At 60.4% G+C, this 13089-nt stretch carries 9 protein-coding genes and 3 pseudogenes; 6 read left to right on the plus strand and 6 right to left on the minus strand.

All coding sequences use genetic code 11. The annotated features are described in order from the left end of the window. Nucleotides 1-109: 109 nt before the first annotated feature. From tsaA to rimO, 5 genes are all read right to left on the minus strand, one after another. Nucleotides 110-805, minus strand: coding sequence for a tRNA (N6-threonylcarbamoyladenosine(37)-N6)-methyltransferase TrmO (gene tsaA / locus GJU48_RS05660; RefSeq protein ID WP_094949929.1), 696 nt, complete (start codon nucleotides 803-805; stop codon nucleotides 110-112). Nucleotides 806-808: 3 nt separating this feature from the next. Continuing rightward, entirely contained in the window at nucleotides 809-1270 is a 462-nt protein-coding gene (locus GJU48_RS05665) for a YehS family protein (protein WP_083359865.1), read from the minus strand. Between the two features lie 68 nt (nucleotides 1271-1338). Further along, nucleotides 1339-2049 (minus strand): rRNA pseudouridine synthase, encoded by a 711-nt coding sequence (locus tag GJU48_RS05670; RefSeq protein ID WP_094949930.1) that lies wholly within the window; start codon nucleotides 2047-2049, stop codon nucleotides 1339-1341. 183 nt (nucleotides 2050-2232) lie between these two features. Beyond that, nucleotides 2233-2721: a GNAT family N-acetyltransferase gene (locus tag GJU48_RS05675; protein ID WP_094949931.1), complete on the minus strand. Its 489-nt coding sequence runs from the start codon at nucleotides 2719-2721 to the stop codon at nucleotides 2233-2235. Between the two features lie 112 nt (nucleotides 2722-2833). Beyond that, nucleotides 2834-4159 (minus strand): 30S ribosomal protein S12 methylthiotransferase RimO, encoded by a 1326-nt coding sequence (rimO, locus tag GJU48_RS05680; RefSeq protein WP_094949932.1) that lies wholly within the window; start codon nucleotides 4157-4159, stop codon nucleotides 2834-2836. A gap of 187 nt (nucleotides 4160-4346) precedes the next feature. Here rimO and GJU48_RS05685 point away from each other — a divergent pair. The 5 genes and pseudogenes from GJU48_RS05685 to GJU48_RS05705 all read left to right on the plus strand — a co-directional run. Next, nucleotides 4347-4813, plus strand: a pseudogene (locus GJU48_RS05685) (hypothetical protein); the annotation flags it as partial. Further along, nucleotides 4786-5770: pseudogene (locus GJU48_RS05690) on the plus strand (hypothetical protein). The pseudogenes GJU48_RS05685 and GJU48_RS05690, both read left to right, overlap by 28 nt. Nucleotides 5771-5820: 50 nt before the next feature. After that, nucleotides 5821-5934: pseudogene (locus tag GJU48_RS05695) on the plus strand (transcriptional regulator); the annotation flags it as partial. Between the two features lie 578 nt (nucleotides 5935-6512). Next, entirely contained in the window at nucleotides 6513-8414 is a 1902-nt protein-coding gene (locus tag GJU48_RS05700) for a potassium transporter Kup (RefSeq protein WP_094949969.1), read from the plus strand. 126 nt (nucleotides 8415-8540) lie between these two features. Next, on the plus strand, nucleotides 8541-9647 hold the full coding sequence (locus GJU48_RS05705; RefSeq protein WP_094949970.1) for an NADH:flavin oxidoreductase/NADH oxidase: 1107 nt from the start codon (nucleotides 8541-8543) through the stop codon (nucleotides 9645-9647). Nucleotides 9648-10307: 660 nt separating this feature from the next. Here the strand turns inward: GJU48_RS05705 and GJU48_RS05710 are convergent. Continuing rightward, a complete protein-coding gene (locus GJU48_RS05710) occupies nucleotides 10308-11933 on the minus strand; it encodes a glucan biosynthesis protein D (RefSeq protein WP_094949972.1) in 1626 nt (541 codons plus the stop codon). A 320-nt stretch (nucleotides 11934-12253) separates the two neighbouring features. Between GJU48_RS05710 and GJU48_RS05715 the strand changes: the two genes are divergently transcribed. Continuing rightward, nucleotides 12254-12964, plus strand: coding sequence for a tellurite resistance TerB family protein (locus tag GJU48_RS05715; RefSeq protein WP_094949973.1), 711 nt, complete (start codon nucleotides 12254-12256; stop codon nucleotides 12962-12964). Nucleotides 12965-13089 lie beyond the last annotated feature (125 nt).

The raw sequence follows: 13089 nt of genomic DNA on the forward strand, positions 1-13089 counted from the left end.
GCTGGCTTGCCTGCGATAGCGTCACCTCGGTTCTACTGAATGACCGAGGTGTCTGCATCGTAGGCAAGCCAGCTCCCAGACAAGCAGCTCCCACATTTGTTTTCGACGTTTACTTGGCCGGAATGACTTCCAGCACGCAAATCATCCCGGCTTCCGGATAGTGCCACCGCACATCCACATCCCAGAACTGCGCACCATATTCACGCTCCGGCCCCGGCGTTTGATACGCCGGCCGTGGATCCTGCGCCAGACACTGTTCGATCAACGCCACCAATGGTTCGTCAAGGCGCTGCGCATGGCCCTGTGCCTGTTGCAGGGCGGTCTTCAGCCACTGCACAGGAATCAGCTGTGGCGCACTGTTGGCGATGCTGTTGGTGGCGGTGTCAATGATGTCTGCGTACGGCACATACGGCTTGATATCCAGCACTGGCGTGCCATCCAGCAGGTCAATCCCGGAAATCCACAGCCGCCCCGGTTCGACCTTGTCCAGCTTGACCACTGACTGGCCAATGCCGTTGGGCCGATGAGTGGCGCGGGTGGCAAACACGCCCATGGACGTGTTGCCGCCTAACCGTGGCGGCCGCACTTTCAAGCGTGGTTTGTCTTCCAAGGCCTGGTGGAACAGAAACAGCAACCACACATGGCTGACCTGCTCCAGGCCCTGCACCGCCTCACCTTGGTCGAACGGCGCCACCAGTTCCAGCACGCCACGGGCGGCCGGTGCCAGTTGGGGCTGGCGTGGGATGGCGAACTTCTCCTTGAAGCAGGAGCGCACGAAACCGACGGGCGAGACGTGGTAACTCATGGCTTACGCACGAACCCGCAGGGTCAGGCCCTTGAGGAAGTTACGCAGCAACTGGTCGCCACAGGTGCGGTAGTTGGTGTGGCCGAACTTGCGGAACAGTGCGCTCAGCTCAGGCTTGGACACTGGGAACTCGGCAGCCTTGAGGATCGCGTGCATGTCGTCTTCCTTCAGTTCGAAGGCCACGCGCAGCTTCTTGAGGATGATGTTGTTGGTCACCGGGGTTTCGATCGGCTGTGGCGCACGGCTTTCGTCTTTGCCGCGCTTGAAGATCACCAGGCCATCGAGGAAGTGGGCCATGACGTCATCCGGGCAGAACACAAAGCCTTCTTCCTCGTCTTTCTTGAGGTAAGTCAGCAGGTCTTCCTTGGTCACGTCCATGCCGCCGAGCTTGATGATCTCGACCATCTTGTTGTCGCTGATGTCGAGCATGTAGCGCACGCTACGCAGTACGTCGTTGTGAATCATGGTGGGCAATCCTGGTATTCAACTGAAGACACCGCCTAATCAGGCGGTGTCGAGAAAAGGGGAACGGCTTAGAACTTCTCTTTGCCGGACAGGTAACGCCATTGGCCGACCGGCACTTTGCCGATGGACACCCCGCCAATGCGGATGCGGCGGATGGCGATGACTTTCAAGCCGACGGCTTCGCAGAACAGGGCAATCACGCCCGGTTGCGGGTTCTTCATCGCAAAGCGCAGGCGGTTTTCGTTCTGCCAGCTAGCCTTTACGGCCGGCAGCTCCTTACCTTTGTAGGTCAGGCCGTGGTTCAGGCGATTGAGGCCGTGGGCAACCATGTCGCCTTCAACCTCCACCACGTATTCCTGCTCGATCTTGGCGGCATCGGCGGTCAACTTGCGCAGAATCTTCCAGTCCTGGGTGAACACCAGCAGGCCGCTGGCCTTGGCTTGCAGGTCGGCACTGGCGGTCAGGCGCAGGAAGTGGCCTTTAAGCGGGCGTTTGCTGAAGCGGTGTTCTTCGGACAAGGTTTCTGCGCTGATCGAGGCCATCGCCGTTTCGGCATCCACACCCACCGGCGCGTGCAGCAGAATGGTTACCGACTCCGGCGCAGTGGCTTTCGCCTCTGGGTCCAGCTCGACCTTCTGGGTGGTGACCTTGAACTGCGGCTCGTCGATCACTTCTCCGTCCACCGAGACCCAGCCGCCTTCGATAAACAGCTCAGCCTCCCGACGGGAGCAACCGACCAGTTCGATAAGGCGTTTGGAGAGGCGTATGGGGTCAGTCATGACAAGGGCCGTAACAAAAGGGGGCGGCTATTGTACCTGCCTGGCGCCGGTTAATCCCGGCCCTATTTCAGCAGGGTGGCTTTTTGTGGGCGCTGGCTTGCCTGCGATGGCATCACCTCGGTCTACCTGAGCTACCGCGTCGCCCGCACGCCGCCGCGATGGCATCACCTCGGTCTACCTGAGCTACCGCGTCGCCCGCATCGCAGGCAAGCCAGCTCCCACAGATGTGCGCAAACGCATATGCAGCAGCGGGTACGGCTGGCCCAGGCCGTCATGCTCCGCGCGGCCGATTACCTCGAAGCCCTGCTTGAAGTAAAAGCCCAGGGCCTGCGGGTTCTGTTCATTAACGTCCAGCTGGTCGGCGTTCATGTGCTCGATCGCATAACGCAGCAGTTGCTGGCCCAGGCCCTGGCCGCGGTGCTGCGGGTCGATAAACAGCATTTCGACTTTGCCCGCTGCCACCCCGGCAAACCCGGTGATGCGTTGGCGTGCGTCCTTGGTGCAGATCAGCATCACCGAATCCAGGTAACGCGTCAGCACCAGCTCTTTGAGCAGGACGATGTAGCTGTCCGGCAAGAAATCGTGGGTTGCCCGCACCGAGTCTTCCCAGAGTTGCGCCAAGTGCGCGAAGTCGCTGATTTTGGGTGTGTGGATGACCGAAAGCTGACGCATGCCCGCTGCCCCTTGCCTAGATCTTCGCCAATGGGCAAACGATAGACCTAAAAAAGCCCCGCATCTTGTCCAGAGGCGGGGCTTTTGTATTTTTTTTACACGCCAGTGACGATCAGTCGCGCTTTTGCGCCCACAGGTCGTATTCGTCGGCGTCAGTTACCGTGCACCAGACCTTGTCGCCCGGCTTCAGACCACTGGCATCGTCGATAAACACGTTACCGTCGATCTCCGGCGCATCGAAGAAGCAGCGGCCTACGGCGCCTTGCTCGTCGACTTCGTCGATCAGCACTTCGATCTCCCGACCAATGCGCAGTTGCAGGCGTGCCGAGCTGATGGCCTGTTGGTGCGCCATGAAACGCTCCCAACGGTCTTGCTTGACGTCGTCCGCAACGACGGCAGCGTCCAGCAGGTTAGCCGGAGCGCCTTCCACCGGCGAGTACTGGAAGCAACCGACACGGTCCAGTTGCGCTTCGGTCAGCCAGTCCAGCAGGTACTGGAAGTCTTCTTCGGTCTCGCCAGGGAAGCCGACGATGAAGGTGGAGCGGATGATCAGGTCCGGGCAGATCTCGCGCCAGTTCTTGATACGCGCCAGGGTCTTGTCTTCGAAGGCCGGGCGTTTCATGGCCTTGAGGATTTTCGGGCTAGCGTGCTGGAACGGGATGTCCAAGTACGGCAGGATCTTGCCGGCGGCCATCAACGGGATCAGCTCGTCCACGTGCGGGTACGGGTAAACGTAGTGCAGGCGCACCCACACGCCCAGGCTGCTCAAGGCTTCGCAGAGTTCGGTCATGCGGGTTTTCACCGGCGCGCCGTTCCAGAAACCGGTGCGGTACTTCACGTCGACGCCATAGGCGCTGGTGTCCTGGGAGATCACCAACAGCTCTTTCACGCCGGATTTAACCAGGCGCTGAGCCTCGTCCAGCACATCACCCACCGGGCGGCTGACCAGCTTGCCGCGCATCGACGGGATGATGCAGAAGCTGCAGCTGTGGTTGCAGCCTTCGGAAATTTTCAGGTACGCGTAGTGGCGCGGCGTCAGCTTGATGCCTTGCGGCGGCACCAGGTCGATCAGCGGGTTGTGGTCCTGGCGCGGCGGCACCACTTGATGCACGGCATTGACCACCTGCTCGTACTGCTGCGGGCCGGTCACGGCCAGTACGCTTGGGTGCACGTTGCGGATAGCGCCTTCTTCCACGCCCATGCAGCCGGTGACGATGACCTTGCCGTTTTCCTTGATGGCTTCGCCAATCACTTCCAGCGACTCAGCCTTGGCCGAGTCGATGAAGCCACAGGTGTTGACCACCACCACGTCGGCGTCCTGGTACGTGGACACGACGTCATAGCCTTCCATACGCAATTGCGTGAGGATGCGCTCGGAGTCGACCAGAGCCTTTGGGCACCCTAGCGATACAAACCCTACACGCGGATTATTACTCATATACTCACAGCCTGCAGGGTTCGCCCTTATTGAATGACGCCGCCGGCTAGAAGGGCAGGGCAGCGGATGGGCACTTGGTGTGCCTCTGATCAAAAAGTGCCCAATTCTAGCGACGGGCAACGCACTTGACCAGCTTTATGCAGGGAAATGCGACGAGTGCTGCGCTATGCTTCGCCCCCAGCAGTTTCGCGAGCTGGCCGCGATCCTGGCCAACCCGCTGCCGCTGAACCTGCGTCACGTCGACCTGCGCGCCGTCCTGGTCGAGATCGGCCAGCACACCGGCTTGCGCTTTCGCGTCCCGGAGCAGCCGTATGCCAGCGTTAAGGCGCCATTTTTCTACAGCCTGGCCGCCGGCTATCAAGCCATGGACAGCCTGGCCCGGGTTTTCAATATCCCGACTTCATCTGGCAGCAGCAGGGTGACGGTGAAGTGTTCGTGGGCAGTTGGGCTGACAGCTTCTTTGGCGTTCGCTCGCCGCTGCAGCTGCCGGTGGAACTGTTCGACGATTACCAGGGCAACCAAAGCGCGATGATTGCAGCCCTTCCCGGGTTGCGACCAGGTGCAACGATCAACCACGGCGAGCGCATCACCAGTGTGGCGCTCATCGACAACCAGATGGCCATCCGATGGACGACGCAATCCGCCGCAGCGTAGAACGACAATTTCCCGAACTACCGGTGGTTACCACCTGCCACGCTTTGCCCGGGTTGTCGCCGTGGCCGATGCGCCCGCCGGCGCCGGGATCTGCGACGACTTCCGCCCGCGCTATGCGGTCGACATCGAGGTCATGGGGCCGGACGGCGAGCCAGATACCAAGCTGCCGATCCTGGCCGGCGTGCCTTTGCCGCTGCCCACCGGTGGCGAGGAAATGGGCATCTATGCGTTCCCCGAGGAAGGCACCCAAGTGTGGTGTGCTTTGCCTACGGCCTGCCGCACAAGCCCTATATCCAAACCATTCTGCCCCACGGCCTGAGCATGCCCAGCGTCCCGAAGGGCGACCAGGTGTGGCAGCACAGCGAGGCCTGTCAGCAGCGTGTGACGCGACGGCAACTGGCTGCGCCAACTGACGGCAAGATCCTGGACAAGGCGATCGAGCGGGAAGTGGAGGCGATGGGCAACACCGAGCGGTTCCAGAGCCACACCAGGACCGTGGACGACCATTCAACGAGTCGGTAGGGGGCATCAAGACGCTTGAAGCCCTGGGCGCGCTCAAGCTGCTTCAGGCGGATCTGCGAGCCTGGCGGCGGTGGATGATCTGCACCAGGCGACCGGGCGGGACTTGAACCTGGTGGTGGGGCAGAAGCACAACGCCACGGTGGGTGGCGATATGGAGGAAAGGATTCAGGGGCTGCGAAGAGCGTGGCGGCGGTCAGCCAGCGACTGGTCGCGCCCAAGACTTGGTTGGGATCGAAGGGTAACGTGCTCAGGTGCTTGCGATTTGCTGACCTGGTGCAGCAGATGAACACGCAACTAGCCGCGCATACACATCAGCCAGGGCCGGTGCCAGCACCTGCTGATGCTGCGGTGTTCGCCGCGAGAGCGACAACAGCGCATCAATTGAACGCCAAATTAAAGCCTATTACGCTAATGTTGGTAGAGTCAGTAAGTTAGCGATAGTTTTGCCTTGCGTCTTTTATAGAGTCTCGTGAAGTGCCGTAGATACTCAAGCCAAGATGATGGACTGTCTTTCGCGACTAGGTCGCGACGTGCAGATCGTCGTAAAGGCAGCCCCTCGGTCCCGCCGAGAAGGGCGAGTTGAAGTCGTTTTTGCTTGAGCTTTGCTTACACGAAAGCCCGCCAATCGGTGGGCTTTTTTTTGCCAAAAAATTACCAGTTACGTGTTCTGTTTATTTTGAGTATCAATAGGGCAACCCAGAGATACAAAGCCGACCTTGGGGTTGGCTTTTGCGATGGTGGTGGACATGTCTAACCTCGGTATTGAATGACGCCGCCGGCTAGAAGGGCAGGGCAGCGGATGGGCACTTGGTGTGCCTCTGATCAAAAAGTGCCCAATTCTAGCGACGGGCAACGCACTTGACCAGCTTTATGCAGGGAAATGCGACGAGTGCTGCGCTATGCTTCGCGCCGTTGCGCACGGGTAAAGCAGGGCAGCGGATGGGGCACTTGGTGTGCCTCTGATCAAAAAGTGCCCAATTCTAGCGACGGGCAACGCACTTGACCAGCTTTATGCAGGGAAATGCGACGAGTGCTGCGCTATGCTTCGCGCCGTTGCGCACGGGTAAAACCCTTGGGTCAATAAAACGTCTGTTACGAGAAGTAAAACAGCGCATGCTACGGTCAGCTTAGACGCGTTGTTTATAAAAGACCTTGGGTCAAAGGGCAGGAGTGGTTGATGGGTCAGGCAAATAGTCAGGCGGCAGGTGCCGAGCATTCCAATGCAAAGCCGATTGGCATGCTAGTGGCAGCAGTCGGGGTGGTGTACGGCGATATCGGTACCAGCCCGCTCTATACCCTTAAAGAAGTGTTTTCTGGTGGTTACGGGGTTCAGGTCAACCATGACGGGGTCTTCGGCATTCTGGCGCTGATTTTCTGGTCGCTGGTGTGGGTCGTGTCGATCAAGTACGTGCTGTTTATCCTGCGTGCGGACAACCAGGGCGAGGGCGGCATCATGGCCCTGACGGCACTGGCACGGCGGGCGGCGGCGCCGTACCCCAAATTACGTTCGGTGCTGGTGATCCTCGGCCTGATCGGTGCCGCGCTGTTCTACGGCGACAGCATGATCACCCCGGCGATCTCGGTGTTGTCGGCGGTCGAGGGCCTGGAACTGGCCTTTGATGGCCTGGAGCGCTGGGTGGTGCCGCTGTCGCTGGTGGTGCTGGTGGGCCTGTTTCTGATCCAGAAACACGGCACCGATCGCATCGGCAAGCTGTTCGGGCCGGTGATGGTGGTGTGGTTCCTGGTGCTGGGCGGCCTCGGCGTGCACGGCATCCTGCGACACCCCGAGGTGCTCAACGCGCTGAACCCCGTGTGGGGCGTGCGTTTCTTTATCGTCCACCCCGGCATGGGCGTGGCGATTCTCGGCGCGGTGGTGCTGGCGTTGACCGGTGCCGAAGCGCTGTATGCCGACATGGGCCACTTCGGCCGCAAGCCGATTGCTCGCGCATGGTTCGCCCTGGTGCTGCCGGCGCTGGTGCTCAACTACTTCGGCCAGGGCGCCTTGCTGCTGGAAAACCCGGAAGCGGCGCGTAACCCGTTCTACTTGCTGGCGCCGGAGTGGGCGTTGATCCCGCTGGTGGCACTGTCGACGCTGGCCACGGTGATTGCCTCCCAGGCGGTGATTTCTGGTGCGTTCTCCCTGACCCGCCAGGCGATCCAGTTGGGTTACATCCCGCGCATGCATATCCAGCACACCTCCAGCGCCGAGCAAGGCCAGATCTACATCGGTGCGGTGAACTGGGCGCTGATGGTCGGCGTGATCCTGCTGGTGCTGGGCTTCGAATCTTCGAACGCCTTGGCCTCGGCGTACGGCGTGGCAGTGACCGGCACCATGCTGATCACCAGCATCCTGGTGTCGGCGGTGATGTTGCTGCTATGGAAATGGCCACCGGTGTTGGCGATTCCGGTGTTGATCGGCTTCCTGTTGGTGGACGGCCTGTTCTTCGCCGCCAACGTGCCGAAGATCGTGCAGGGCGGTGCCTTCCCGGTGTTGGCGGGGATTGTGCTGTTTATACTGATGACCACCTGGAAGCGCGGCAAAGAACTGTTGATGGACCGCCTCGACGAGGGCGGGCTGCCCTTGCCGATCTTTATCAGCAGCATCCGCGTGCAGCCGCCGCATCGCGTGCAGGGCACCGCCGTGTTCCTCACCGCGCGGCCCGACGCCGTGCCTCACGCGCTGTTGCACAACCTGCTGCATAACCAGGTGTTGCATGAGCAGGTGGTGATGCTGACGGTGGTCTACGAAGACATTCCGCGCGTGCCTGCCTCACGACGCTTTGAGGTGGACGCCTACGGGGAAGGCTTCTTCCGGGTGATCCTGCACTTCGGGTTTACCGATGAGCCGGACGTGCCCGAGGCACTGAAGTTGTGCCATCTGGACGACCTGGATTTCAGCCCGATGCGCACCACTTACTTCCTCAGCCGCGAAACGGTGATCGCCTCGCGCATCAAGGGCATGGCCCGTTGGCGTGAAAGCCTGTTTGCGTTCATGTTGAAGAACGCCAACGGCAACCTGCGCTTCTTCAAGCTCCCGGTAAACCGCGTGATCGAACTGGGCACCCAGGTCGAAATGTAAGCTGCTGCGACACGGGGGCCGGCAATCGGCTCCCGTTTTCCTTCTGAACCCTATGCAAGCCACCGTTGTCGACTAGGCTCTAAGCACTGTTTGAATAGTGCCCACAGAACCCTGAAGAGGTGCGCCATGAGTCAGCTGCTCGAACCCTACACCCTCCGTCAATTGACCCTGCTCAACCGGATCGCCGTCTCGCCAATGTGCCAGTACTCCTCCGAGGACGGCTTGGCCAATGACTGGCACCTGGTGCACCTTGGCAGCCGCGCCGTCGGCGGCGCCGGGCTGATTTTCACCGAAGCCACCGCCGTGACCGCCGATGGCCGCATCACCGCCCAGGACCTGGGCCTGTGGAAGGATGAACAGATCGAACCGCTGCAACGCATCACGCGGTTTATTGCCGCCCAAGGCGCGGTGGCGGGCATTCAACTGGCACATGCCGGGCGTAAGGCCAGCACGCATCGGCCGTGGATCGGCAAGCACGGCAGCGTCAAGCCGCAAGAGGGCGGCTGGGTGCCGGTAGGCCCATCGCCGATTGCTTTCGACCCCAATCACACGCAACCCCAGCAACTGGACGAAGCGCAGATCCAACACGTGATCGCCGACTTTGTGGCCGCCGCCAAACGCGCGCTGACTGCCGGTTTTGAAGTGGTGGAAATCCACGCTGCTCACGGTTACCTGCTGCATCAATTCCTCTCGCCCATCAGCAACCAGCGTCAGGACCACTACGGTGGCTCGTTTGAAAACCGTATCCGCCTGGTGCTCGAAGTCACTAAGGCTGTGCGTGAAGTCTGGCCTCAGGAGCTGCCGCTGTTTGTACGGGTATCGGCCACCGACTGGGTGGAAGACGGCTGGAACCCGGATGAAACCGTGGAGCTGGCACGCCGCCTCAAAGACTTGGGCGTGGACCTGGTCGACGTGTCCTCCGGCGGCACCGCCGCCAACGCCGAGATCCCCACCGGCCCCGGTTACCAGACGCGCTTTGCCGAGCGTGTACGCAAAGAGTCGGGCATCGCCACCGGCACCGTCGGCATGATTACCGAGCCGGCCCAAGCCGAGCACATCCTGCGCACGTGCCAGGCCGACATCATCTTCCTGGCCCGTGAGCTGTTGCGTGACCCGTACTGGCCGCTGCATGCCGATGATGACTTGGGTGGGCGCAAGGCGATCTGGCCGGCGCAGTACCAACGGGCGACCCATCGCGATCAGCCGATCCATGAGTCTGATCTGAGGGATTGATCCCACACCTGATCCACCAAAACCCACCCTGACCCGGTGGGTTTTTTCTTGCTGTTGTTTTTTGCGGCCTCACCTGGGCCGGCCGCTGCGTGGGAAAGTGCTGTAGGTCTTTGTTACTTTGGCGATTTATTTAAGTTAAACCTGATCCACCAAAACCCACCCTGACCCGGTGGGTTTTTTCTTGCTGTTGTTTTTTGCGGCCTCACCTGGGCCGGCCGCTGCGTGGGAAAGTGCTGTAGGTCTTTGTTACTTTGGCGATTTATTTAAGTTAATACTCTAAAAAAATCCCACACGGGAGCCGATTGTTTCTACGCTTAGGGTAAGTCTGATTTCTGGCCCAGGGAGTCAGTCAGCTTGTTCGTGAAGGCATCGCGTCTCAGGGAAGGCAGGTGATGGGCGCCAAGCGTCTTAGTTTGATATCAGGAGAAACAGTCCATGGCCAAGTCCTATGATGTTGCGGGTGCGGTGGTGAGTTTTCTGACCGGCAAAATGTCTTTGCGTGGTCGAAGGTTGAGCTCGGATGAGGTGCAATTACTGGAGCAGTACCGCGCGCTGACCGAGAACGATCAGGTGGCGATGCGGTACTTGATTGGGGCGATGAAAAGGTGTCCAGGGACTGACCCCACGCTATCGCGGGCAAGCCCGCTCCCACAATGGGTATCAGGTGTACTTGCGCTTGTCCGGCGCCGGCGGGAAGTACTGGTACAGCCAGGTTTCACTCAAGGTGCGGTCCTGGGTGCGGATAAACAGACGCAGTTCCACCGGCTCCACGCTGTCGCTGGTCGGGTACCAATCGAACAGAATGCGATAGCCCTTGATGTTGTCGAGCACCAGCACGCTGAAATCTTTCACTTCACCGTGGGAACAGGTCACCACCGGCTCAATGCCGGTGCCCGCGGGCAGGCGATCGAGGCCGCCCCCTTTGAAGTCCACCGCAAAGCGGCGTGCCCATACTTCGGGGTAGTGCTCGCCCGGTGCCCAACCTTCGGTAAAGCCGCCCATGCCGGAGCGGGTGGCGTCGACTTGCGCCAGCGGTGTGCTCACCGGTGGTAGCGCGCTCCAGTACAGCTTGTAGCCGTAGTTGAGCGAATCGCCGGCGGCCACGGGCTTTTTCGGGGTCCAGAAGGCCACGATGTTGTCCAGGGTTTCGCCGGTCGTGGGGATTTCCAGCAGGTCGATCGAGCCTTCGCCCCATGCCGTGGTGGGTTCGACCCATAGGCTTGGGCGCTTGCTGTACCAGTCCACGGTGTCCTGGTAGCTAGCAAACTCATGGTCGGTCTGCACCAGGCCGAAGCCTTTCGGGTCGGTGTCGGCGAATGCGTTGAATTGCAGCTTGGCCGGGTTGTTCAGCGGGCGGCAGATCCACTCGCCGTTGCCGCGCCACATCGCCAGGCGGTCCGAGTCATGGATTTGCGGGTGGATGGTGTCGCACATACGGCGCTCATGGGTGCCGCAGCTGAACATACTGGTCATCGGCGCGATGCCGAGTTGCTCGATGGTGGTGCGTGCGTTGATATTCGCGTCGATGGCCATCACCACCTGGTTGGCCTGGCAGTCGATGTCGAAGCGGTAGGCGCCGGTGGCGCTCGGCGAGTCGAGCAGGGCGTAGACCACAAAACGCGTGGCGTCCTTGGTCGGGGTTTCGAACCAGAACTGTGTGAAGTCGGGGAATTCTTCGCGTTTTTTTGCGTAGGTATCAATCGCCAGGCCGCGTGCGGACAGGCCGTACTGGCCGGTGGAATCCACCGCGCGAAAGTAGCTCGCGCCGAGGAATGACAGCACGTCATGGCGATCCAGTTCCGGCGCCTTGAACAGCTTGAAGCCGGAGAAACCCAGGTCGCCGGTCAGCTGCTTGGTGTCGACTGTGGTCTTTTCATAGTTGAACAGCGAGGGGCGGAAATGCACCTCGCGTGCTTCGCGGGTCTTGGGGTCGACGCTGTGCATGCGCACCGGCGTCTTGAAACCCATGCCGACGTGGAAGAATTGCACGTCGAGCTGGCCGTTCAATTCCTTCCACAGCGAGTGGTTGCCGTCGTAGCCGATGGCATTGAAATTCTGCGGCGTCATGGTCGCCAGGGTCGGCGGCAGCACCTGTTTGGTGTCTTTATAGGCGGTGCCGGCGAGCTGTTTGGCCTGGGCTTTAAGCGTTTCAAAATCAAACGCCACGGCCTTGCCATCGGCGGCACGGTTCCCAGCCCAGGCCTGCGCGGCGAGTAGGCCGCTGGCCGACAAACCGGTGTAAGCCGCAATGGCCATGGACGCTTTGAGCAAATTCCTGCGGTGCATAGAGACAACCTGTCGTGAGCAAATCCCGCGCCGTTCCTGGCACGTGCTGGATCAGAAATAACGGTTCGGACATGCCTTCGGCCAAACGCAACGGACTATAAACAGACGCCGGTTAGCTTAAGCGGTTCGATGAGGAAGGAAAATTGATTGATAGCGGGATGATGGCGTCGCATATGAAACAAGACGTTTCCGGTATTAGCAGGTGAAATGATTAGCAGGTGACGTTACAACTCGAAGCACTCTAGATCTGGGTTTTTTGGCACTTAGTTTTACGCTGGGGGCCTATTGGTCCTACGAACCCAAGTGTCTGGAGGCTATATATGAATACCCGTGGATTGCTCGATCAGTTACTCAAGTCTGGCCAGGACATGTTGCAGAAGAAGGCCGGCGACCCGCGCAAACCGAATGATAAAGGCGCCCTCGGCGGGCTGCTCGGCGGTGGCGGGCTCGGCAGTTTGCTTGGCGGTGCGGGCGGTGGAGCCCTAGCGGCAGGTGCCATGGGCTTGCTGCTGGGCAACAAGAAGGCGCGCAAATTTGGCGGTAAAGCCCTGACCTACGGTGGCTTGGCGGCCTTGGGCGTGATTGCCTACAAGGCTTATGGCAATTGGCAGGCGCAACAGGCCAATGCACCCCAGGGCGAGCCGCAGACCATCGACCGCTTGCCGCCGGCCCAGGTCGAGCAGCACAGCCAGGGCATTCTTAAAGCGCTGGTCGCGGCCGCCAAAGCCGATGGGCATGTGGACGAACGCGAACGCGCGCTGATCGAAGGCGAGTTCACCAAGCTCGACAACGACCGCGAGCTGCAAGGCTGGCTGCACGCCGAACTGAACAAACCCCTCGACCCTGCCGACGTGGCCCGCGCAGCCGGCACTCCGGAAATGGCCGCCGAAATGTACATCGCCAGCGTGATGCTGGTGGATGAAGAGAACTTCATGGAAAAGGCCTATCTGGACGAATTGGCCCGCCAGCTCAAACTGGAGCCTGGCTTGAAGCTCGAACTGGAAAAACAAGTACGCCAAGCCACCCTCTGACCTGACCGCCCCAGCCAGCCCTCCCACAGGTGTTTTTGCATTCTGTGTGCACTGCATCAAAAGCCATTGATAAGTGAGGCCATCTGCTCAGCTATACTCCCCTCCATTTGAATGGCCCTTCGAGG

The sequence above is a fragment of the Pseudomonas sp. IB20 genome (genome assembly GCF_009707325.1).
GTDB lineage: Bacteria > Pseudomonadota > Gammaproteobacteria > Pseudomonadales > Pseudomonadaceae > Aquipseudomonas.

Excerpts from the sequence above, each read along its gene's own strand:
- GJU48_RS05675 (WP_094949931.1), bottom strand. The coding sequence starts at position 2,721 with ATGCGTCAGCTTTCGGTCATCCACACACCCAAAATCAGCGACTTCGCG.
- GJU48_RS05670 (WP_094949930.1), bottom strand. The coding sequence starts at position 2,049 with ATGACTGACCCCATACGCCTCTCCAAACGCCTTATCGAACTGGTCGGT.
- GJU48_RS05700 (WP_094949969.1), top strand. The coding sequence starts at position 6,513 with ATGGGTCAGGCAAATAGTCAGGCGGCAGGTGCCGAGCATTCCAATGCA.
- GJU48_RS05715 (WP_094949973.1), top strand. The coding sequence starts at position 12,254 with ATGAATACCCGTGGATTGCTCGATCAGTTACTCAAGTCTGGCCAGGAC.
- GJU48_RS05710 (WP_094949972.1), bottom strand. The coding sequence starts at position 11,933 with ATGCACCGCAGGAATTTGCTCAAAGCGTCCATGGCCATTGCGGCTTAC.
- rimO (WP_094949932.1), bottom strand. The coding sequence starts at position 4,159 with ATGAGTAATAATCCGCGTGTAGGGTTTGTATCGCTAGGGTGCCCAAAG.
- tsaA (WP_094949929.1), bottom strand. The coding sequence starts at position 805 with ATGAGTTACCACGTCTCGCCCGTCGGTTTCGTGCGCTCCTGCTTCAAG.
- GJU48_RS05705 (WP_094949970.1), top strand. The coding sequence starts at position 8,541 with ATGAGTCAGCTGCTCGAACCCTACACCCTCCGTCAATTGACCCTGCTC.
- GJU48_RS05665 (WP_083359865.1), bottom strand. The coding sequence starts at position 1,270 with ATGATTCACAACGACGTACTGCGTAGCGTGCGCTACATGCTCGACATC.